The organism is Leifsonia psychrotolerans, from assembly GCF_013410665.1.
GTDB classification, from domain to species: domain Bacteria; phylum Actinomycetota; class Actinomycetes; order Actinomycetales; family Microbacteriaceae; genus Cryobacterium; species Cryobacterium psychrotolerans_A.
In genome coordinates this window covers 3,604,895-3,627,861 of sequence record NZ_JACCFM010000001.1, presented here as the reverse complement: position 1 = coordinate 3,627,861, position 22,967 = coordinate 3,604,895, and the positions used below count along the sequence as shown (strand labels likewise).

The window sequence follows — 22,967 nt, the reverse complement described above, 5'->3', positions numbered from 1 at the left end:
CTATTCCTTGGGGGTTTCGAAACGCTGAGAAAAGGCGGCCTCATTGACGTGCATCGTGATGTTGACCGAATACACCGGAGCGCCCCCGTCAACCGATTCCAAAGAGACACTGCTCGGCAGGGCATCAGCGAAACCGGGCAACCCCTCCAGGCTGACCAGCCAGGCCGGGACGTCGGGGAACACACCACTGATCACACGGAATTCCAGCGTTGCGCTTCGTTCCCCCTGCAACGGCGTGGTGGGCTGAGCGTAGATTTCCAACGGGCTCGCGGACTCGACCTTGACGGTGTCGATGGCGACCGAACCGGGAAGCACTGCGCGCACCTGGTCGAGGTAGCTCTTCCAATTGATCTCGGTCGAGACGCCGACGCGCTGCGCAGCCGTCACCAACGCGATATCCCCCTGCACGGCGCGCACCTCCAGGAACTTGCCCTGCTCGGCCAGCAGAACGGTTGTGCGCTCCTGCTCAGCAGCCAGCATTCCCTCCGCGATCGCCGACAGCCCGAATGAGGCACCGGTCCCCACAACGGTTACCAGCACGACACCGACGACGAGCACACCGAGTTGGCGTCGTAACGCCATCGCCTTGCGGGCCAATCCCACCTCGGGCGGAAGCAGGTCGACGCGCGGATCGCCGCCGATTTCCAGCACATCAGATTTCTTCACTTTCGGCGTGTTCATGCGGTTCTCCCCAAAGCCAGTCCGAGTGCAACCGAATACGTCGGCACATGCGCCCGAAAATGTGTGGCATCAATCGATTTTGCGAGGGTGACGCTGAAGCTCGGATCGCCCGGCGTGACCTGCAACTGAGTCATCTCAGACAACGCCGTCGGGAGTCCTCGCAACTGCGCCCCTCCGCCACTCAACACAATCTGTTTGATGGGCTCGCCCGGCCGCGTATTCGCAAAGTAGTTCAGAGTGTTACGCAGGCTCGTGAGCTGCTCGCTGGTGACCTGATAGATGATCTCGACGGCCTGCTTCTCCTCGAGCGAGGCAACCTGGGCGGCCAAACCGAGCGTGCGCTTGATGCCCTCGGCGGCTGCGGAGGACGTCTCCAAACCGCCTCGCAATGCTGCCGTGACGTCGGCTCCCCCAGTGGGAATGATCCGCACAAACTGGGGCACCCCGTTCTGAGTGATCACGACGCTCGTGGTGTTCGCCCCGATGTCGATCAGTGCGACGAGCCCGCTGACACCAGCCCGAGAGATCAGGGCACGCGTCAGTGCGAACGGGACAAGGTCGACGTCAACCGTGTTGAGCCCCGCCAAATCCATGGCCTTCACGTTGGCGAGAACGGCATCTTTGACGGCTGCGATGAGAAGACCCTTGACGACCGGACCGTTCTCCCCCATCGCTTCAGACACCGGGTAGAAGTCGAGCAACGCGTCAGCCACCGGAAGGGGCAACATCTCCTGCACCACAAATGGCAAGGACTCGCGAATGTGCTTCAACGACATCTTCTGCACCGTCAGATCACGCGCGAGCACCCGCTGGTTGCCCATGCCGAGCACGACGTCTTTGCTTGTGAAGCCGCCCTGTGACCACAGTTGGGTCAGCGCCTTGGCCACCGTCTTCGGCTGCAACACCTCGCCACGACTCACCGCCCCGTCCGGAAGCGGCACCTCGAAGTAGCGGGCCAGCGTTGGCTTGGCTTTGGCGGGGCCGACGACTTCGACAGCGCGCACCGTGCTGCTGCCGATGTCTATCCCTACGACGCTCGATGCCATTGGTTATTCCTCTTTATCTTGATCACGAAACGAAAATTATGAGAGTCCGATGAGCGACAAGTAGCCGCTCCAGACCCACGCGCCGAAGAAAATTCCGAGCCAGGCGCCCACCAGCATCCACGGGCCAAAGGGAATGCCGCTCGTGCGGGCGGCACGTTTGGTCACGAGCAGCCCGACCGCGAAAAGCCCACCCAGAAGGAATGCGGCGAACGCGCCGACGGCCAGCTCACCCCAGCCGAGATAGCCCAGGTACAGGCCGAGCACACCGGCGAGCTTGACGTCGCCGAAGCCCATTCCGCCGGGGTAGAGCATGGCCATCAAAAAGTAGACCAACCAGAGAATCGCCAGCCCGGCGCATCCGCGCAGCACGGCCTCATAATCACCGCTCACAACGCTGGCCGTGCCGAGAAGCACGAGAGCCACGAGGTAGCTGGGCAGCACGATGACATTGGGTAGTCGCTGCACGTCGAGGTCGATGAGGGCCAGCGCGATGCTCACTCCGGCCAGGTAGAAGAACGCGACGAGCGTCAGCAGCGACGCGACAGTCTGGGCAAGTGTGGGCAGGTCACCCAACAGCATTCCGGTGCGCATAAGGATGTCCAGACGGACCCCCAACGGCTGAACCAGATCGGCTTGAACGGCCCACCACGTCACGACGGCGACAAACGCCAGCGCCGTTCCTGCCTCGACGAGCGGGTACCGGGCCGAGATCGGCGCGCTGCAGGTGCGGCATCTGCCGCGCAGCAGCAGCCAGGACATCACCGGCACATTGTCATACGACCTGATCTGGGCGTCGCAGCGCGGGCAGGAACTAGGCGGAGAAATAACCGAGAGGCCGCGTGGAACCCGATAGACGACAACGTTCAGGAATGAGCCGATCAGCAGACCGAGCACGGCGGGAATCGCAGCCAGGGCGATCATCCGGCTTCCTCTGAGAAGCCGCCGAACTTCGCGTCGACCACTTCGGCTGGAGCATTCCATTTCTGGGAGAGATCACCCGGAACGCACTTCGCCACGGTCAGCTTGGAAAAACGGACGGAGCTGCCGGCAAAAGCCGCAGGCTGATATCTCTCTCCGGTAACACCGTTCACGTCTGCAGTCAGGCAGAGTTTACCCGTGGCGCTATCTTTGAACACGAAACTGTCGGCATATCGGCCACTGTCTCCCACCCGCAGCCATTTCTGCGACGCGGTGTTGGTGCAGGACTTGAATGTCACGTATCCGGGCCTCGACGGCATGGTGAGGCACCATTTGGATCCTTTGTTCACCGTGATCGTCGTCAGGGCTGTTCGAGCCCCTGCGGTCGGCTCACTGTAGCTCCAGAGGTGATTCCACTCAATTTCGCTGCCGGGGATATTTTCAAGCTTCTGCTTGCACGGGTACGAGATCATGAAGGACGAGTCGATTTTACTCCCGGTCACATCGGCGCAGCGGCCGAACTCCAAGAAGTTCACGAGTTGGCCCGACTTGTAACTCGCGCTTCCAGCCCCCACTGAGACCTGTGGGTTGAAGCTCACGTCGTCGCCGTGCGTTGGGCACGCACGCGTCACGCGCAGGTTGTATTTGTTCAACGCGTCGTCCTTGAAACTGGCCAAGGTGAGGCAATAGTTGTCGACACCGGCAGCGGGGGTTTTGAGTCGCGGTCCCGACCATTTTTGACCACTACCCCAGCTCCACAACTGATTTCCAACCTCCGGAGAGTCGGCCGGTGCACACGGCTCGATCTTCGCCTCGAGCGGGTCGGTAGCCGTCGGGTCTGGCCCGACAAGGCACCTGCCCGGCTGGCCATCGTGGGTAGTCTGAGCCAGCTTCAGCTGGTGATCGGCGCCGTAGATCCAGTTCTGGTAGGGCTCCATTTCAGGCGTATTGCATGTCTGGCTGAACTTCACTTTGTTCACTGAGTCGAGCGGCGGAGTCTTCTGCGACGGATGAGCCGTCGACCAGGCCGTCCAGCAGAATGGGGTCCTTCTCTCGGCGGCCGTGCCGTTATTCAGCATCAACGTGGCGAAGATCTTTCCGCCCGGGATATTGAGGTTCTTCAGCCGGAACTGGTACGTACCCGAAACCGTGCGGCTGCCCTTCGGCCGGCCCGACACGGCGATGGCCGTGTCCTGCCCGGTCGACGTGATCAGCGCATACCGGGGTGTTTTCGACGTGCCCGAGGACGTGCACGGCAGCACAGCGGACGTCGGCACCGTCGGGTCCCCGTTGTAATAGCTGACTGCGACTCGGTACGACGCTCCGCTCGGATCGCCGGCGACATTGCCCGTGAGCGTGCAGGGCAGCCGTGTTCGATCGCCATAGGACTCACCCGCATACGTTTTGTCGACCGAGCGGATCACATTGAGCGCGTCTTGCAAGCCGGCTTGCGCCGAATAGATGGTGCGGGTGTTCCGTTGCGCGTTGGCTGCCGGCACCGACTGCGCGAGGATTGCGCTGAGCAGCACCAATGAGAGACCGCTGGCGAGCACCATGAAGAGCAGCGCTGTCAGTATTGCGACGCCCTGTTCCCCCTCGCACCCACGGGCACGAATTTCGCGGGTCGAGCGCCAGCGGTCCACAGTCATTCGGTTCATTTGATTTCTCCGGCCGAACACGCGGAATCGAGATCCGGCGCATCCGACGAACTGTTACGTGCAACGAAAGTCGTCGACATCTCTGCCCCCGCCTTGAGGTCGTCATTTCCAGCCTTGAGGGTGACCGTGAGCGACTGCATCGTTGGCCCGCCTTCGGCGATGGGCGTGAGCTCGAACGGGGACTTCCCGCCCGCGCGAGGGATCACCTGCGACATCTTGAGTGAGTAGGGCGGCATCGCTCCCGTGCGCTTTTCGGTCCAGGTTCGCGATTCCAGCAACGCAGACGTTGGAGAATAGCGCCATTGTGTACAGGTTGCCCCGCCGCCACTCGTGAGTCCGGGCGGCGTGCGATACGAGACGTAGTAGGCGCCGCTGGCCCCCTTCGTTGGGGGCAGAATGACGTCGGCGTACCGCACCTGGCGATCAAATGCGCCGAACACCGACAGCGCTTGATTAGAAGCCTCTGCGGTGAGTTGAGTGCGCGTGGTGCTCTGAGCCAGCGTCACCGTTGTGCTGAGAACCAGGGCAATGAAAATCAGAAAGATGGTCATCGAGACGACCATCTCGATCAGCGTCATCCCGCGCTCGAACTCGCTGACCGAATCGGGGGCCTTCTCGCTCGAACCCCGGGCCTTAACCATTGAGGTTCCAGTCGAGGTCGGGGCTCGCGTCAATCAAGCTCGTCGCCTGGTAGCTGCACGGCTTGGGACCGGCGCAGAGTGCCCCGGCCGACCATTTCACGACAACCATGACACGGTTCATCTCGGAGAATGTCGGCGGCGAACCGATCGATTTCGTACAGAAGTCGTTGCTGCCGACCGTGCGTTTGCAGGTGCCGATGAGAGTGTAAACGGTGTAGATCGTGCCGTTTCTGGTCACCGTCGTCTTGGGGGCGAGCAGCAACGGTTTGCTCGCCGAGGGGCTCCTGTCCCAGGCCATGAATGTCGCGTCGATGCCGCTGGCCTCGCCGTTCTCGTTCCACGACTGCGTCACTGCGGCCTCGGTACGGCCGTCGTACAACGCCACAGGACTTTCAGCGATCACGCGTTCCATCGCTTCGTTTGCGACGCTCACAGCGACCTCTTGACGCTGCTGTGCCTTGGAACTGGTCTCGCCGGTGATGCTCAGGCCGATCGCAGCTGTCGCGATCACGGCGATGAGGCTGATGGCGATCACAACCTCGATCAGGGTCATACCGGTGTCGTCGGCTCGTGCCGCTTGACTGGGCAGTCTGAACATCACAGCGTCTCCTATCGGGTGTCGGAGCGAAAAGACGGGACTGCGGGACGTTGCCGAGGCAACGCCCCGCATGGGCGGGCTCGAGTCGTGCTACTTCTTACCGACCCATTTCTGCAGGCCACCCAGTGAGCTGTCGTAGGTCTGGGTACCGTCGACGTTGCTGTTGACGCCCACAATTGTGTACTTGGTGTTGTCGACGATCGTCACGGTGACGGTATTTCCATCCGAGACCTTGATGTTCTCGGAACCACCGGCAACGCCACCGGTCATGGTGCCCTTTACGTTCTTCACCGCGATCTTGTCTCCGGGGAAGAGAGCGTAGGAACCGTTGTTGGTGGTGCCGTAGGTCTCCACGACGATGGCCGCGTTCTTCAGGTCGGAGCCGACCGAGGCCTGCCAAGCGCTCTGGCGCTGGTTCAGGAACACCGGAATGGCGATAGCGGCAAGAATGCCGATGATGATGACGACAACGAGGAGTTCGATCAGGGTGAAGCCCTTCTCGTTCTCGGACTTCGGGGCGAGGTTCTGACGGCGTTCTGACAGTGCGATGAGCGTTCGGGAGATCACGGTGTGTCCAATTCTTGGGAGGGTGCGGAATCGGTTCGGGTGCCGATCGGGATATAAAAACTCTATGAGGCGAAGCGGCCCCGGCGCGACCGAATTTAGGGGGCATTATTTGCCAAAACCCGCTGAATCAGCGGCAGAGCGCGGTGAGGCGCCCCCCGTTCGCGTGATCCGTCGTCGCCGCTGCGTCTACTGCACGACAGTCGAGATGCTGAAGATGGGCAAGTACAGCGCAATGACCATCCCCCCGATGACGACGCCGAGGAAGGCGATCATCAGCGGCTCAATGGCGGCGGTCAGCTGCTCGGTAGCGGCCTGCACCTCGTCGTCGTAGAAGTCGGCAATCTTGTTGAGCATGAGCTCGAGCGAACCGGCATCCTCGCCCACCGCAATCATCTGCGTCACCATCGGCGGGAAGGCCGGCTGGGCGAGCAACGGCTTCGAGATCGACTGGCCCTGACGCACAGAGTCGGACACCTCCGCGAGGGCGTTCTCGATCACCCAATTGCCCGAGGTCTCACCCACGATCTTCAGCGCCTGAAGAATGGGCACACCCGCGCCGATCATGTTCGAGAAGTTGCGGGCGAAGCGTGCCACCGCCACCTTCTGCAGCAGCGGCCCGAAGACCGGCAACTTCAGCATGATCGGGTCTTTGACCTTGCGCACCGCGAGAGTGTTCTTGTTCTTTTTCCACCACACGCCAAAGACGACGATCGCGACCAGCAGAATCGGCACCACGTAGGCCATAGATTCTGAGGCCACCACCAGCATCTGGGTCGGCAGCGGAAGCTCACTGCCCAGGCCGGCGAACATGCTCTCGAAGATCGGCACGATGAAGATCAGCATGACCATCACGGCCACCAACGACATCACCAGCACGATCACCGGATAGGTCAAGGCCGATTTGATGGTGTCGCGCAGCTTCACTTCCTTTTCGAAGTTGGCCGCGATCGATTCCAGGGCACCGTCAAGGAACCCGCCGATTTCGCCCGCGCGCACCATGTTGATCATGATCGGCGGAAATTCCTCTGGATGCCGCGCCAGGGCATCCGAGATCGAGGTGCCGGTCTCGACGTCGTCACGCACCTGCCGGAGGATCCGGGCCAGCACGGTATTCGTGGTCTGGTCGGCCAGAATGTTCAGGGTACGCAGCAGCGACAGGCCCGAGCCGATCATGGTCGCCATCTGACGGCTCATGATGGCGAGGTCTTTCAGATCGACGCCCTTCGTGAACCCGGGAATGTTGATTTCCCGGTTCAGCCCGGTGCCTTCAGCTTCGGCGGTGATCGAAATCGGAGACAGCCCCATGCCAGCGAGCCGCGCGGCGACGGCGGCCTCGTTGGATGCCTCCAGTTTGCCCTTGACAACTTTTCCCGCCGAGTTGCGGCCGGCGTACGCGTATTCCTGCGCGACAGCCATCAGCGCACCACCTGCGAGAACGAGTCACCGAAGTCGATTTCGCTGGCCGCCATCGCCCGGGCTGCAGCCTCGGTGGGCGACGCCGCCGTGTTGATCAGCGAGCTCAGTCCTTCGGGGTCACGCGCCTTGTCCTCGGCCGCACGACGCGTGATCTGACCGCGGTTGACCAGATCGGCGAGGCTCTGGTCGAGGGTGTGCATGCCCAGATCCCGTCCGGCCTGCATCATCGACGAAATTTGGAAGGTCTTGCCTTCACGGATGAGGTTGGCGATGGCCGGGGTCATCATCATCACCTCGGAAGCGACGACGCGACCTTGCCCACCGGACTTCTTGACCAGCGTCTGACAGACCACCCCCTGCAATGCCGCCGCCAATTGTGCCCGTACCTGCTCCTGCTGATGGGCCGGGAACACGTCGATGACGCGGTCGATGGTCTGCGGTGCATCCTGCGTGTGCAAGGTGGCGAACACCAGGTGCCCAGTCTCTGCTGCGGTCAGCGCCACCGAGATTGTCTCGAGGTCACGGAGCTCGCCGATGAGAATCACGTCCGGGTCCTGCCGCAGTACATGCTTGAGCGCTGACGCGAAACTGTGGGTATCGTGACCGACTTCACGCTGATTCACGAGCGCCATCTTGTGCTCATGCAAGAACTCGATCGGGTCTTCAACCGTGACAATGTGATCGGCCCGCGTGCGATTGACGAGGTCAATCAATGCCGCCAATGTCGTGGACTTCCCCGAGCCGGTCGGCCCGGTCACCAGCACGAGTCCGCGCGGCAGTCCGGCAAACTGCGCGACGGCATCGGGCATGCCGAGGTCTCTCAGCGGCCGGATCTCGCCGGGAATCAGGCGGAACACACCGCCGATCGAACCGCGTTGCAGGTAATAGTTGACGCGGAAACGCGCACCCCCCGTGGAAAAGGCGAAGTCCAGCTCATTCTCTGCCTCGAACCGTTCACGCTGCTCGTCGCTGAGCAGGCTGTACAGCGCGGGGGTGAGAGTGTCGCTCGTCCAGACTGCTTCGCCGCCGATGGTCTGCAGCGACCCATCGACACGGATCCGCGGAGGAGCGCCGACCGTGACATGCAGGTCTGAGGCGTTTCGCTCGATCACTTCTTCGAGAGCCGCAATCAGGTCGAGGTCGGCACGTCTGGCCGCACCCGGATCTTCCGCGTGCGGCGTGGTCTCGTCGTGCGACAGCGCCTCACCCTGCACCGCTTCGCGTTCCGCGGCCTCGGCCTCGGCCTCGGCCAGCGCAGCTGCTTTCGCCTCGGCCCGTGCCGCCGCGCGTGTTTCGTTTCTGCCGATGGTCGGAATCAGACGCGGCGAAGCGAACTGATCGGCACCCGGAGCAGCCACGGGCGGGAAGGCCATCGGGGCCACCTCGAACGCCGCTGGTCGCGGCTCGGGTGCTCCAACTGCATCCGCGTGCAGTTCCACGCGCGGCTCCAGAGGCGACTCCACGCGCAGCTGCACGCGCGGTTGCACAACAGGCGCCACGACAGGCTCCACGACAACGACCGGCGGGAAGATGATGGGTGAAATAGGTTCCGGCTCGACCGTGATCGGCACGACGGCACCCGGATCGGCGATCCGCATCACGGGCAGAGCGAGGGTTGGGGGATCGTGCGGGGCCGCGGGGGCAACGGATTCGACGGTTGCGCGAGCCGTACGGGTCTCAGCCGCATCCGCAGCCGCGACGGCCGCCTGGTAGGCGGCTTCGGCTGCAGCGACGCCCGACAGAACGCGCGGTGCAGTGCGGGGTGTGGCGCCGTCACGCTCAGGCGGCTGCAGCTGTTCCTGATATAGCGGCGTGGTCGCATCCGGGCGCGCTGTCGGCAGCGTCAGTCCCGGCTGGCTCGCCGGCAACGTGAGACCCGGCTTGCGTTCGAGCCCCGGCATCCGTCCGTTGAGTTCTGCCCCGTCGGTCATGACAGGAATCTCCAGTATCGGCTTGTCCATCGTGTCTCCCTGGTCATCGGTGGTTGGCATTATGACGCCACCCGGAAAATCTCTTCGATTGAGGTCAATCCCAGTTGGGCCTTGGCCCAGCCGTCGTCACGCAGGCCGATCATGCCCTGCTCACGCGCCACGCGGCCGATCTCCGTGCTCGAAGCCCGTCCGACGGCGAGACGCTCGATCTCTTCGGTGACGGTCATCACCTCGTGAATGGCGATCCGGCCGCGGTATCCCGTCTGGGAGCAGCTACTGCACCCATTCGGCTGGTAGATCGTTGGCGGGGCGCGGTGGGGAGCGAAGCTGAATCCCAAACGAGTCAGATAGTCATCGTCGATGACCGCCGGCTTTTTGCACCGTTCGCAGAGTCGGCGAGCGAGACGCTGCGCCACCACACAGTCGAGGGCGGACCCCACCAGAAATGGCTCAATGTCCATTTCAGTCAAGCGGGTGATCGCGCTCGGTGCATCGTTGGTGTGCAACGTCGACAGCACGAGGTGGCCGGTGAGCGACGCCTCGATGGCGATCTGGGCGGTCTCGTGGTCGCGGATCTCACCAAGCAGCACGACATCAGGGTCGCTTCGGAGGATGGATCGCAACGCGCTCGCGAACGTGAGGCCCGCCTTGGTGTTGACCTGAACCTGGTTGATCCCGGCCATGCGGTACTCGACCGGGTCTTCGACTGTGATCACATTGATCTCGGGCCGGGCGACCGCGCCGAGGGTCGTATAGAGAGTCGTCGACTTGCCCGAGCCAGTCGGGCCCGTGACCAAGATCATGCCATAGGGCTTGACGTAGGAGGCTTGGTAGGCGGCGAGGTTGTGATCCAACATGGCGAGATCGCGCACGTTCAGGCTGGTGTTCGTGTTGTCGAGAATTCGCATGACAACTTTTTCGCCCCAGACCGTGGGAAGGGTGGCGACACGCAGGTCAATCTTGCGGCCGCCGTGACTGACCGACATCCGCCCGTCTTGTGGTTTACGGCGCTCCGCAATGTCGATGTCACTCATGATCTTCAGACGAGAGATCACGCCGTTTTTGATGCTTCGCGGGGCGCTTTGCATCTCGTGCAAGACTCCGTCGATGCGGTAGCGCACGCGCAGATCGTTTTCACCGGGCTCGATGTGGATATCGGAGGCCTTGTCTTGAATCGCCTGACTCACCAGAAGATTCACAAAGCGCACGATGGGAGCGTCTTCATCGGTCGTATCGGCGTTGCCGAAGGTTGCCGCTTCGGCCGGTCCACTCTCTTCTTCGAGCGTGTTCGTGAGATTGTTCAGCTCATTGTCGGCTCGAAGATAGCGGCCGATCGCGGCCTGAAGGTCGGACCTCTCGGCCACGATCGGGTAGACGGGCATGGATGCCGCTGCGCGCACATCGTCGATGGCCAAGACGTTGCCCGCATCGACCATCGCGAGCAGCAGCCGACCATTGTCGATGCCGATCGGCAGCACTGTGTGCCTGCGGCAGATGGTGGCCGCGACCAGACCGACTGCGGCGGGGTCAACCGGGTAGTCCAGCAGCTCAACGAACGGCAGATTGGCTTGAACGGCCCGTGCCTGAGCGACTTGGGTCTCGGTCAGTACCTTCTGCTCGACGAGCGCGCGCACGACTGATTCGTCAGATTCCCCCGCGCGCAACGCGTCAACGTGCTCGATCGGAAGCGAGCCGTGCAGAATCAAAATGTCGGTCAGTGTGGCCAAAGTTTTCTCCCCCGACTCGGGTACGGGTCTCTCCCAGGATGGGCAAGCCAGGCCAACAGATTTGTAAGCGGAGGCCTGTATTTTCGGGACATTTCAACGCTATCGCCTTGAAATCAGGCCGCAAGCCGTACAACGACGGGACTCTACCCTCACCCGGGGGGCATCTTTTTCAGACACGCAAAAGTCGCCCCTCGAGCGGGGTACAAAGTGGCAAAACAGCCCTTTTCAGCCCCTCAGGCGCGTCGATGTCGCGGGGCCGAAGTCCCGCACGATGCGACCGCCCGGGTGCAGCGAATTTCGTCTCCGAGGGTCAGCACAACGGTCCGTGCGCGCGACGGTTCCGACCATCGTGCCCCGCCTACCTTTCGGTTGCCGGGCCCGCGCGTTGAACGGTCCTGATTACTAAGACCCTGACCCGCGCATACGTGCGGGCAACCGCACCCGCGCTACAGACCCCGGGCCCGCAGAGCGGCCTGCACCATTGGGTCTGGTGACTGACCGAGCCACTGCAACAGATCCGCGTAGGTGCTCGGGTTCCCCGCGAGAAGCGCCCAGTGGTCTGACCCCTCCGAGGCGATCGCGAAGAGGCGCTCGGCCGACGTAGTTGGGTCTGCCGCCTCGGCCGCAACACCGGTGAGCGGCTCGCTTGCAGGTGCCGGTACAGGTGCCGGCACCGGAGCAACGAATTGCGGCTGCACAGGTGCGGCAAAAACGGGCTGCACGGAATCCGCCGGCCCCACGCCGGCCGCGTCGAAGGCGGGAGCCTGCGGGGTCGGTGGTCGGTACCCTGCGGCCTGGTAGCCCTGCGCCGTTGCGTACTGCCCCTCGGCCGGCTGCACGCGCACGGGAGCGTACTGGCGGTAGTACTCTCGCACCGGCGCGGGAACAGTCAAGGCAAAGACCACAACGAGAGGGAGCCCGAATGCCAAGACCAGGGCCCACAGCAACGAGGCGGACAGACTCACAAGAGGGAAGAACGTGATGTTCCCCGAGCTGATGAAAACGTCATACACGTTCGAACCGTCACCGAACCTCAATTCCATCGAATTGAGCATCACGAAATAGACGATTCCAAGAACCATGATGGCTCCCGTGAGGCCGAGAACGAGCCACTGGCTCCCGGCTGGATTCGACCGGAGAAAGGTCCGGGCGATGACGGCGACGATGATCGCTCCCGTCACAACGACGATGCTTCCGATGGAGAGACCCGTCGTCGACGTACCGGTATCGCTCACGATCAGTGTGCTGATGACGAGAAGAAGAGTGAACCCTGCGGTGGCGAGTATCAACACGAACCCGGTCGAGGCGACAGCAAACCACCGCGTCAGAGGCGGTATGTGCTTCATGCTCACGCGCAGAGCCGGCGAGGTGGCGACTCCGAGCAGACCAGCCAACAGGATGACCGGGTACCCACCACCTCGCATGGTTCCGATCCCCTTCGTCGACAGGGAGAAACCGGTGAACGCGTCGATGACCACAACACCGACGGCGATCGACCCCAGCGCCACTGCAAGAGTGAGCCAGATCGCGCTGCCGCGGATGATGCCAATGAGCGGAATCAGCACGGCAGCAGCACCGAAAAGCACCGCGAGTACCGAACCGATGACCAGGAGGGGGCTCAATCTATTACCCGATACCGACAACAGTCCGAGCACGAGCGCTGCAAAAAAGCTGAGCCCCGCGACCACGGCGTAGCCGACGGTTATCCGCCGCCAGAGCTGTGCGACAGGGTGTGCTGCTGTCACACCCCCGATTTCGGCCTGACGCGGCTGAGCGGCGAGGAAGGCCCCGGCAAGTCCGAATGCCGCTGCGTAACCGAGCCCGGCCGGAGCGTTCGACTGCGTCGCATCGAGCACCATGTAGACCACGACGAGCAGCAGATACGGCAGGTTAGCCAGCAAACGGATGAGCCACACAGTCTGCGTTCCGACGGTCGGCGGAAAGACGCCGGCCCGTGCGAGGTAGGTGACGCTCAGCGAGAACACCGACACGAGGGTGATCAGGATGACCTCAATGCGGCCCGACGCCCCAACCTGCGCAAAGAACGACATGAAGTCTGAGCTCTGTAGCTTCCACGGCAATGCGAGGGAGATCAGCAGCAACAGCAGTGCACCGCCGTCACGGGCCCAGTCAGAAATCGGAACCCCCGCAAACGGGTTTGGTCGCGGCGCGTGCGGCACCTGCTGCGCGTACTGCGGCGTGCCGTACTGCTGCTGCTGCTGCTGCTGCTGCTGCTGCTGCTGCTGCTGCTCATACTGTGGCTGAGCGGAGTGTGGCTGCGGCTGTACGGGAGCCTGCTGGGCGTAGCCCGGCTGCCCAGCCGGTGGATACGTCGGCTGCTGTCCCTGCGGATTCAGCGGGTCGAAAGTCATGTCGATTCCAATCTGGTGAAGAAAAGGGACAGCCGGCTCCGGCGTCAATTACCGGCGAGTAGATCGTTCAGGCTGCCGTCTTTGCTCATGCCCGCCAGGTTCTCTGCGGCAATGGCTGCGATGTCGGATGCTGTGCGGAGCGGACTCACGAACCATCCGGAGCCTTCTTTCACGGCGATCAGGCGTATGTCGGAGGCCCCGAGCTTGTCAAGAACAGGAATGTCGTCAAGGCAGCCTCGGGAGTCGCTGTATCCGAAGTCAGCGACCGCACAGATGCCAGACAGGTCAACCTGCCACTGGCCGCTCCCGCTATTTCCGTACACCGAGAGGTTGTCCAGCTCGATTCGAGCAACACCGCCGCTTTCGACGGCGGAGACGTCGACATCACCGATGTCGACGGTTGTGGAACCATTAATTCCGGCTCCCCACGTCTCGCCGTAGAGGCTCACAAAGCGGCGTTCGGCCAGAGGAAGCGCTGCGGCAAGGCTCGTCGACCTGCCGGTTTGTACGAACTTCGCCACAGCCGTCGCCAACCCGCCGACGGCCTCCTCAGGCGTGGCATAGTTTTCAACCGCTGAAGCGGCAACGAGCTTTCCACGCTTCGCGTTGTCTCCGCGCTGTTGAAAGGCCATTTCACCGAGACTGAGCAGTGGGCTCACGTACCACGAGCCACCCTCGTTCACAGTGACGAGCGTGAAGTCACGTCCCAGTTCGTCGCTGACCTCTTTCGCCGTTAGCGAGTAGGGGAGCACCTCAGTCAAGTCGTCGGCAGCGCTGGCGCGCGTGCGTTCGAGCTCGAGGTCGATCGCGTCGCTGTCGTAGCCGAACGACTCGTATTGAGCCACGAGTTGGGGTCGAACTGCCTCGAACATCGTGTCGAGGAGCGCGTCGGCATCGGCGTCGACCCGCAGCTCTCCGGCTGTCAGCGCGACTGTGGCGATCCCCTCGGCGATCTCCTCGGTGTCGAATTCGAGGTCAGTCATCGACACCGACATGCTCTTCATCGCGCGCTCGAGCGTCTTCTGATAGTCGATCTGGGTGCCGTCTTCGTTCTCTGACTCGAGTGTGCCGAGCTTCTCAACGGCCGCTTTGAACGACCCGACCTCAGCGGGCGACAGCGAACCGTAGATGCTCAGCATGTCGAGCTCGGCTGCACCGTTCAGGAGCTTCGACACTGCAGCCTGCGGGCTCGAAGCGCCGCCTAGTTTTGAGAAGATGCCGGCGTATGCCCACGCACCGCCGCCTGCCAACAGAACGACAAGTGCGATTGCCCCGCCAATGATCCATGGTTTCGTGCGGCGGATGCCGGTGCCGGGCACGGCTCCACCAGTCGCTCCCGGCTGGCCGTAGGGCGAGGCCGGTCGGCCGAACGGATCCGGCTGCTGACCAGACTGCCACGCGGGTTGACCAAACGGGTCCCCCGCGTGCGCGACGGGCTGCGTGGGGGCAGCCGGCTCAACGCTCGCCGCTGCAGCTTCGAATGACACAACATCCGGCAGAGTGCCCACCGAACGCATCCATTCCAACAACCCGGGATAGCACGCTGGGTTGTCGGCGATCACCGGGTGCAGTTCGGGGTAGGCGGATGCCAGCTCTGCGAGCCGAACCTGCGCGGTCAGGGGGTGGGCGGCCTCAGAGTAGAACTGATGGTTCATGATGCTCACGGGTGTGGCTCCTCGGATCTAATACGGATGCTCGTGGGTTAGAGGGACGCAATCACGACGATCGCCAGGATCGCCGCCGCCGCGATGAGCACCGTGACTCCGATGATCACGCCGAGTGCGGCGAAGCTGCGACCGCGGGCACGTTGGGCGGAATTCGTTCTGATCTGCTCGGCTGAGGCGGGAAGCGTCACACGGGGGTCGCCGGCTCGCAGGTCGATGCGCGTCAGCGAGAGCTGCGGAGCCTGTTCCCGCACTCCGTAGCGTTCCGTTGCACCCACTGGCACGTCCGGCGTTCGCGACGCACCGGCGACCTGAACGGTTGGCTCCCCCGTGTGGGGGGACGGCGACCGGCGTGTGCTCAGCTGGGTGCGATCAGGCTCGTCGTGACGCGCAGAGAGCCGCGTCGCGTCGTCGTCGAGCGGGCCACGCTCGATAGATTCCGCTGAGCCCGGCCCCACGACACGCGTCGTACTCGCCGGATCGCGAGGCACGAGCACGGTATCGTCTTCGGCCGGCACGACGGATGCCGTGGGTGCTGCAGCACGTCCGAGAACCGTGTCATCGTCGTCTCGGACACGACGTCCGAGAACCGTGTCATCGTCGTCTTGGACACGACGCCCGAGAACCGTTTCATCGTCGTCTCGGACACCACGCCCGAGAACCGTTTCATCGTCGGAGTGCATATGGACGCCCCCGTCGACCCGGCACTTCGCGCGTGTCGTCTGTTCGCACGACGACGGTGTCATCGCTGACGTCGTCAAACTCGCACCCGTAACCGTCGGAGTCGAGGGCGGCATCGCGCGGTGACGACGCAGAGAGCACGTCGACGACAACGAGTGAGATGTTGTCGCGGCCACCCCGTTCGAGCGCCTGGCCAAGAAGCAAATCGGCAGTGTGCTGGGTGCTTCCACCGAGCGTCAGCCCAGCACGAATCGTTTCGTCGCTCAGTTCGCCGCTCAACCCGTCAGAACAGGCCAGAAGACGCTCGCCTGTCGTCACCGGGTACAGCCAATAGTCGGCGTCACTCTCCGGTGCGCCCACGGCGCGGGTGATCACATTGCGGCGTGGGTAGGTGGCCACATCCTCGGGCCTGAGCGCGCCGGCATCGACGAGTTCCTGAGCCACAGAGTGGTCGACGGTGAGCTGTACAAGCTCGGTTCCGAACAGCCGGTAAACCCGGGAGTCACCGATATTCATCACCAGCCAGCAGCTTCTGCCCTCGTGGCGCACAAGAGCGAAACCGGTGAGCGTGCTTCCGGCGCCCTTCTTGGTTCCGTCGGCAATGTCGCGTACTGCAGCATGCGCCCGATCGACCGCCGCAGCGATCTCAGCGGCGGTCACGTCGTCTCGGCCGACCAGGAGGCTGAACTCGGCGATGACCGCAGCGCTCGCCCGGTCGCCGGCCTCGTGCCCGCCCATACCATCAGCGACGATAAAGACGGGCGAGGCCGCCAAAAGCGAATCCTCGTTCGCCGCACGCTTGCGGCCAATGTCGGTGCGGAATCCGGCGGTGAGCGCCACCGTCGACAGGACACCGGTCACCTCGGCCTTGTGCGTCATTCTTAGCGCTCCAGGTAGATCCGCGCGGGCAGTTCACCCAGGATGAATTCCTCGGTCAGCACAGCAGTGGTGCCGGCCGCGAGCTCATTCTCGTTGCCTCCGTCGGCCTTCAGCATGACGCCGTTCGTGGAATGCAGATCCGTGATCGACCAGGCCCCATCGACGAGTTCGATGCGGGCGTGGGTCTTTGACACTGTCTTGCCCGCGTCCTTCACCGAAATAAGCTGCGCCTCGGGATGCGTGTCTCGCGACGGGTTGCGTCCGAGCAGAACGACGGCGTGTGTCAGCGTCACCTTTTGTCCCTCTTCGGTCTCAAAGATCCACGGCTTTGCACGACGAGCCGTGATGACGGTCTCGTCGAGTTCATCGGCATCGGCTGGGTCCTCCTGATCGAGGAACGGCGTGCGCCCGGTAATAATGGTCGGCCCATCGATGACGTCGGGCTCTCGGTGTGGCGCGGACGGAGCGACGACGATTCCGGGCACTTGGCTGATCGGGGGGGCCCACTCGTTCTGCGTTGTCGGCGGCGCAGCGGCTGCGGGCGGTGTCGGTGGCGCATAACCAAACGGAGCCGCAGGCGCAGCAGGCGCCGGCGGAACCGACGCAAACGGAGCAGCAGGCGCCGGAGGCGTAGGAGGCGCCGGCGGAGCCGACGCAAACGGAGCAGCAGGCGCCGGAGGAACCGACCCAAACGGAGCAGCAGGCGCCGGAGGAACCGACCCAAACGGAGCAGCAGGCGCCGGAGGAACCGACCCAAACGGAGCAGCAGGCGCCGGCGGAACCGACCCAAACGGAGCCGGCGGCAGCCCGAGAGTTGGCTGAGCCGATACTGCCGAGGGTCCGCCCCAGGTCACGGGCGGCACGCTGGGAACGAATCGCTCATCCTGAGCCAGTCCGGCGTGTGCCGAACCGTCGACCGGCTGGGCACTGCCGAAGCCGAGAATGCTCGACCAGACAGGGGGCAGAAAGACATAGAGCACGGTGAACCCGCCGCCTTTGCCGAATCTCCGGTTGATGTTGTTGACCGCAAGGATCAGCACCACAGCGCCCACGATGTGCACGACCGGCAGAAAGAGCGTAATCACCCACAGGGTCGAGTAACCACCGAGCTCGAGAAGCGTGATCGAGTTGACAATCGGCACCCAGCCCTTCCAGCGGGGCTGGCCGAACTTGTGAAAAACAGCAGCGAGTGATGCGCCGAGCAAGACATAGATGCCGACGCAGAACACCGCCGCCACAATGATGCCGACAGCGGCACCTGCAGTACTTGAATTATCCATTTTTAGCCGCGCGACCGACGGATGTCAGTCGCTCCCCCATTCCCGAGCTCAGCGCGCCGCGTGAGACGCGCACCGAATTTACCGTATATGAACTTATTGCTGTGCTGCGCACCGAGTGCGCGGGCAAACGAACGCAATGACAACGCAGCCTTCAACCGTCGTCGTTGCGTTGTCTCGCTGGCGAGAAGCGCCCGCTCAGATTCGACAAGTTTCCAAAAGCTGTCGCTGTCGGCCTGCTGCGGTGGCACGGGGCCGAATACTGCCTCGTCGGCAAGCGTAGCCAGGAGGCTACTGCCTGCACTGCCGTGCTGCGTTGCGAACTCGATGCGCGTCAGGCTTCCGGGCGCGGGCTGACCGTGGTCGACGGCCGAATCGACGTACTCTTCCCACCCTCCGGCGATACGCGCCGCGGCACTGTGTCCGCGCTTGCGCTCTCGTCGACGTTGAGCTTTCGCTCCCCAGATCGCCAGGAAGGGTGCCACGACGATGAGGATGCCCAAGAGCGCGATGCCCGCGATTTTGAGGATGTCGAGCAGCCAGCCGACATCGACGGCCTCAGTCCGGTCATCGTTCTTCTTCTCTTCGCCGCTCGTGGGGTTTGCTTCCGGCGGGGCCTGCTCCGTCGCCTCGTCCGGCAGAACCTGCGACGCGATCTTCGGGTCGCGCAGCTGGTTGTCGCTTGGAGCCAGGGGGTTTTCATGCTGGGGGGTCACATCGACCGACGTCCAGCTTCCATCCGAACCGGCGACCTCGACCCACGCCGTGAGGTTCTTCCCGGCGCAAACACCGTCTGAGCAGGCCGGAATCGACTGCGCATCGGCGTTCGTTGCGACCAGGGTGAACCCCAGAACCACTCGCGCCGGAAAACCGAGTTGGGCAGCGAGAAGTGCCGCAGCTACCGCGAACTGCTCGTCGTCACCGACCGCAGCAACAAGGGATTTGTTGTCGGTCGCCGTCGTCGAGTTCTGTTTCTCGAGTAGTGCGGTGAAGATGCTGTCAATGCGATCGATTGAGTGGCCAGAGAGCGAGGGCGCGAACGAGTAGTCGCTCAGGTCATCCGCCCAGCTTGCGGTCTCGGCCGGCGCGTCAAGCGCATGGCTGAGAAAGCCGCGCTCGCGCAGCCGGGTGATGAGCTCCGCCAGACCCGCGCCATCCGATCCGACCCGCTGGGCGCGCACCCAGTTGACCAGGCTTTCGGGAATGAGTGATTCGCCGATCACCCCGGTGCCTCCGGCGGGCGGGGTGACGGTGCTGAGCGCGGGCTCTGTCGCGGCCACGCGAGTGTCGAATCTGTAACTGTCGCCCGCGCGCAGTGAGCGAAGTTCGACACCGGCATCCGTGTTATCGCTGTAGTAGAACGCGTTCGTCAGTGCTTCACGGCGGGGACCGGTGAAATCGATGCGAGCGAGCGATCCGGCAAGCGGCAGCCAGACGCCGGAATACTGACCGGCCGTGATTGTGGCCGAGGCGACATCTCCCGCCGATGAATCAACGTCGCGCACGTTCGGCACCCGGGCAAACGCAGTCGACTGATCCGTGGTGCCCCCGACAGGGTCGATGACCCGGAAGATTTGTCCGTCATAGTTACTGAGCACCGCTAACCTCAGCCGGGTGAGGGTGGAGCTCGGCTTCGTGACGGTGAACAGTGTGCTGTCGTACAGGTCACCGACAAAATAGCTTCGGTACTGGCTGAGCGGGCTGACATATTCACGGATGGTCACCGACGGGTCGATGCTGGTGCGCAGGACATCGCGCTCGGCGGGGCGCACGGCCGACGCCGCCAGCGGGAGCGCGATGACCGTCGCCAGCAGGAGGGTGCCGGCGACCAACGCGCCACGCTTGACCCGTTCGAACGAGCCGACGGTGGCGTGACGCACTCCTGTGGCCCGGGTGGCATGGCGCAGTGCCGCGGTGCGGGCATAGTGCGAACGCCACACCAGAAATCCGATCGCCAGCAGAAGGGCGACGAGGCCGATCAGGCTTTCGCGGGGGGCCGGAATGTTCACCGGACCGAGTTGAATCGGAACACTGGTGCGGCTGGATCCGAAAGTCAGGCCGAACAGCTGAAAGATGAAGGTCAGGGGAATAGCCAGCAGGTACAGGCTGCGTGATCGCCAGGCCAGTGAGAGCGCCGCCGTTGTGACAGCCAGCACCAGGATGAACGCCGGCACGAGCATGGTCTGGTAGGTGCCCACCGGAATCGAGATTGTGACGAGCTCTTTCCAGCTCAGTGCCGTCGCACCGAGAAGCTTGAGAAAGCCTGACCCGAAAGCGGGAACGCTGGTGAGCGCGGTGGGAACCGCCAACGGAACACCCAACACCAGGTAGCTTCCGACGGTCACCATCAGCAGAGTGAACCACGACCATGATCGACTGAGGCCGACCGCGGCGACCGCTGTGCCCACGACCACCGCGCCACCGACGGTGATCAGGTAAAACGCGTCCTGATAGATCGGGAAGGCCGCCCAGATCCCGACACCGATCATTCCGAGCACGAACGCGGCATTCATCACCGTGAACACCACTCCCCGAAACTCGCCACCGGCACCCCGGTGAACGGCCCTGCTCTGCCGCGTCATCCGGCCCTCCGAGCGAGCAAGGAACGAAAGTCGTCGAGAACGCCGATGGTGAGCACACCCGTGCCCGACAGATCGCGGAATTTCGGTGCCGACGCAGGGTCACAGAGCACAGCGACGATCGAGACCGCGGCCGGGAATTTGAGGGTTAACGCGTGGAGCCGCGCCGAGGTCATCGTTGAACCGCAGATGACAAATGCAATCGAGATATCGGGGATGACCTGAGAGGCCAACGCACAGACGTCTTCCAATGGCATGGCGTTGCCGCTCGACGCAATCGCACTGAGATCGTCGAGAAAGGTGCGGGTCGAAAGGACGGTGAACGTGCGAATCGAACGAATCGAACCGCGTGCAAACTCGGGAATCTCATCGCTCGCGAAAGCGACCACGTCGCGTCCGTCTCGGATCGCGCGAATCCCCAGCGATCCGGCCGCGCTCACGGCCATCTCAAATTCTTCATCTGACGCGTATTCGTCGGCACGCAGGCTCAGGGCAATGGCGAGCCGGGAGCGGCGGCTTTCTTCGAATTGACGCACCATGAGCTTGCCCGTCTTCGCGGTCGACTTCCAGTGCACATTGCGCTGCCCATCGCCCGGCGCGTATTCGCGAATCGCGTGGAACGAAATGTCGGAGTCGACGATGTCGCTCGTCGGGTTTCCTTCAAGGTCACGCACGAAACCGGCGCTGGTACTCGGAATGGACACCGTCACGGGGTGCACGAACAGGCGGTGCACATCAGCCCAGGCAACTTCGCGCTTCAACACGCCGAGTGGGTCGGTACGCACGGTGGTAATCGGACCGACATCGATCACTCCGCGCTGGAAGGCGGGCACGGTCACGAAATCGTCGTGCACGGCTCCGGCACGCATAAGAGGCACATGAACATCGGTCAGCCCTTGGCCAATCGGCACGTCGATGCGCCCCGGCAGTTCGAGACGCTTGGAGATGTTTGTCACCCGCAGCGTTCCGGTCACCTCGCCTCCGGCCACCACACGGTCGACCGGCAGTGTGAAGTCAACGCTGTACGAGCGCCCGCCCATCAGGAACGGAAGCGCAATCAGCAGGAGTGCGGCCGCGACGAAACCCGCCACGATCAACTCAGCCCAGCCGAAGACGAGGCCGACCGGCAATAATGCGACGGCGGCAACGACCACCCATCCCGCGGGCGTGACGGTCTCGCGCACCCACTGCACGGTGGCCTTGGAGCGCACTCGCACGGCACGCCCGGCACGCACCCACCACACGACAGCACCAATCAGGGTGCCGGAACGGGTGGTCGAATAACGGGTATGCGTCTTCGTGGAGGTGCTGGTGGATGTCGAGGTGCGCGAGATCCGGGATTCGGTCTCGAAGCTCACATCAGATCGCTTCGGCTCGGCGGAACGATGTCGAGCAGGATCTGCCCAATGACGGCGCTGGCCGTGACGCCGTCGAACTCCGCCTCGGGGTCGAGCACGATGCGGTGCGCGAGCACCTGCTCGGCAAGTCCCTTCACATCATCCGGCGTGACATAGGTACGCCCCTGCGCTGCAGCCCAGGTCTTTGAGGCCTTCGTGAGCGCACGTGCTCCACGCACGCTGACGCCCATGCGCACCTGCCGGGCGGTGCGAGTGGCTTCGATGATTCGGGCAATGTAGTCGAAAAGCAGCGGGTTGACGAATACCGACCGGGCCAGGTCGCTCATTCCCACCAGCGCCTGAGGCGTGATCACGGGTGCCAGGTCGTGCTGAGTCTCACTGGTGCCTTCGAGAATGCGGATCGTGCTGGCCAAGTCGGGATAGCCGAGTGAGGTCTTCATCATGAAGCGATCGAGCTGCGCTTCGGGCAGACGATAGGTTCCGGCCTGCTCGATCGGGTTCTGGGTCGCGATAACGAGGAACGGCGAACCGGTGGAGCGCGTCACACCATCGACGGTGACCTTGCCCTCTTCCATGGCTTCGAGCAAAGCCGACTGTGTCTTGGGGCTGGCGCGGTTGATCTCGTCAGCGAGCACGACGTTGGCGAAGATGGGTCCGCTGTGAAACTCGAACTCGCCCTTCTTCTGGTCATACACCGTGATACCGGTCACGTCGCCCGGCAGGAGATCTGGGGTGAACTGGATGCGCGAGCTCACGCCCTGCACGCTCTGCGACATGGCGCGCGCGAGCGAGGTCTTACCCGTACCTGGGTAGTCCTCGAGCAGCAGGTGCCCCTCGCTGACCATGGCCGTGAACGCCAGCTCGACCACGTGACGCTTTCCCAGTACGACGCGCTCGACGTTGTCGACCATCGTGGCGAAAGTTGTGGCAAACCATGCGGACTGCTCTGGTGCGATTGTCATCGTTTCGGTGTC

At 63.3% G+C, this 22,967-nt stretch carries 18 protein-coding genes; all 18 read right to left on the bottom strand.

The features are described from left to right. Positions 1 to 681: a hypothetical protein gene (locus tag HNR05_RS16435; protein ID WP_179580115.1), complete on the bottom strand. Its 681-nt coding sequence runs from the start codon at positions 679 to 681 to the stop codon at positions 1 to 3. Further along, on the bottom strand, positions 678 to 1,727 hold the full coding sequence (gene pilM, locus HNR05_RS16430) for a type IV pilus assembly protein PilM (RefSeq protein WP_179580114.1): 1,050 nt from the start codon (positions 1,725 to 1,727) through the stop codon (positions 678 to 680). Before pilM ends, HNR05_RS16435 begins: the two co-directional genes overlap by 4 nt. 36 nt (positions 1,728 to 1,763) lie before the next feature. Then, positions 1,764 to 2,648 carry a prepilin peptidase gene (locus HNR05_RS16425; RefSeq protein WP_179580113.1) on the bottom strand — a complete coding sequence of 295 codons (885 nt, stop codon included), beginning with the start codon at positions 2,646 to 2,648 and terminating at the stop codon, positions 1,764 to 1,766. After that, positions 2,645 to 4,303 carry an RICIN domain-containing protein gene (locus HNR05_RS16420; RefSeq protein WP_179580112.1) on the bottom strand — a complete coding sequence of 553 codons (1,659 nt, stop codon included), beginning with the start codon at positions 4,301 to 4,303 and terminating at the stop codon, positions 2,645 to 2,647. The genes HNR05_RS16425 and HNR05_RS16420 overlap by 4 nt, the downstream gene beginning before the upstream one ends. Beyond that, a complete protein-coding gene (locus tag HNR05_RS16415; protein ID WP_179580111.1) occupies positions 4,300 to 4,944 on the bottom strand; it encodes a PulJ/GspJ family protein in 645 nt (214 codons plus the stop codon). The genes HNR05_RS16420 and HNR05_RS16415 overlap by 4 nt, the downstream gene beginning before the upstream one ends. Next, the gene (locus HNR05_RS16410) at positions 4,937 to 5,542 is read right to left on the bottom strand and encodes a type IV pilus modification PilV family protein (RefSeq protein ID WP_246318716.1); all 606 of its coding nucleotides are present in this window, start codon (positions 5,540 to 5,542) and stop codon (positions 4,937 to 4,939) included. Before HNR05_RS16410 ends, HNR05_RS16415 begins: the two co-directional genes overlap by 8 nt. Before the next feature lie 90 nt (positions 5,543 to 5,632). Then, positions 5,633 to 6,109, bottom strand: a complete 477-nt coding sequence (locus HNR05_RS17835; protein ID WP_343062651.1) for a type IV pilin protein — start codon at positions 6,107 to 6,109, stop codon at positions 5,633 to 5,635. A 186-nt stretch (positions 6,110 to 6,295) separates the two neighbouring features. Beyond that, the gene (locus HNR05_RS16400) at positions 6,296 to 7,525 is read right to left on the bottom strand and encodes a type II secretion system F family protein (protein WP_179580109.1); all 1,230 of its coding nucleotides are present in this window, start codon (positions 7,523 to 7,525) and stop codon (positions 6,296 to 6,298) included. Next, positions 7,525 to 9,516, bottom strand: coding sequence for a type IV pilus twitching motility protein PilT (locus HNR05_RS17830; protein ID WP_281369834.1), 1,992 nt, complete (start codon positions 9,514 to 9,516; stop codon positions 7,525 to 7,527). Before HNR05_RS17830 ends, HNR05_RS16400 begins: the two co-directional genes overlap by 1 nt. Then, positions 9,516 to 11,183, bottom strand: a complete 1,668-nt coding sequence (locus tag HNR05_RS16390; protein ID WP_179580108.1) for a GspE/PulE family protein — start codon at positions 11,181 to 11,183, stop codon at positions 9,516 to 9,518. The genes HNR05_RS17830 and HNR05_RS16390 overlap by 1 nt, the downstream gene beginning before the upstream one ends. A gap of 446 nt (positions 11,184 to 11,629) precedes the next feature. After that, positions 11,630 to 13,555: a DUF7937 domain-containing protein gene (locus tag HNR05_RS16385; protein WP_179580107.1), complete on the bottom strand. Its 1,926-nt coding sequence runs from the start codon at positions 13,553 to 13,555 to the stop codon at positions 11,630 to 11,632. A gap of 44 nt (positions 13,556 to 13,599) precedes the next feature. Further along, positions 13,600 to 15,210: a variant leucine-rich repeat-containing protein gene (locus HNR05_RS16380; protein WP_460578311.1), complete on the bottom strand. Its 1,611-nt coding sequence runs from the start codon at positions 15,208 to 15,210 to the stop codon at positions 13,600 to 13,602. Between the two features lie 47 nt (positions 15,211 to 15,257). Further along, positions 15,258 to 15,902 carry a hypothetical protein gene (locus tag HNR05_RS16375; RefSeq protein ID WP_179580105.1) on the bottom strand — a complete coding sequence of 215 codons (645 nt, stop codon included), beginning with the start codon at positions 15,900 to 15,902 and terminating at the stop codon, positions 15,258 to 15,260. Further along, complete coding sequence (locus HNR05_RS16370) at positions 15,886 to 16,779, bottom strand: PP2C family protein-serine/threonine phosphatase (protein ID WP_179580104.1); 894 nt, start codon at positions 16,777 to 16,779, stop codon at positions 15,886 to 15,888. The genes HNR05_RS16375 and HNR05_RS16370 overlap by 17 nt, the downstream gene beginning before the upstream one ends. Positions 16,780 to 16,781: 2 nt before the next feature. Beyond that, on the bottom strand, positions 16,782 to 18,059 hold the full coding sequence (locus HNR05_RS16365; protein WP_179580103.1) for a DUF5684 domain-containing protein: 1,278 nt from the start codon (positions 18,057 to 18,059) through the stop codon (positions 16,782 to 16,784). 2 nt (positions 18,060 to 18,061) lie between these two features. Then, complete coding sequence (locus HNR05_RS16360; RefSeq protein ID WP_179580102.1) at positions 18,062 to 20,638, bottom strand: TgpA N-terminal domain-containing protein; 2,577 nt, start codon at positions 20,636 to 20,638, stop codon at positions 18,062 to 18,064. Then, positions 20,635 to 21,993 (bottom strand): DUF58 domain-containing protein, encoded by a 1,359-nt coding sequence (locus HNR05_RS18010; RefSeq protein ID WP_179580101.1) that lies wholly within the window; start codon positions 21,991 to 21,993, stop codon positions 20,635 to 20,637. The genes HNR05_RS16360 and HNR05_RS18010 overlap by 4 nt, the downstream gene beginning before the upstream one ends. Continuing rightward, positions 21,990 to 22,955, bottom strand: a complete 966-nt coding sequence (locus HNR05_RS16350) for an AAA family ATPase (RefSeq protein ID WP_179580100.1) — start codon at positions 22,953 to 22,955, stop codon at positions 21,990 to 21,992. The genes HNR05_RS18010 and HNR05_RS16350 overlap by 4 nt, the downstream gene beginning before the upstream one ends. Positions 22,956 to 22,967 lie beyond the last annotated feature (12 nt).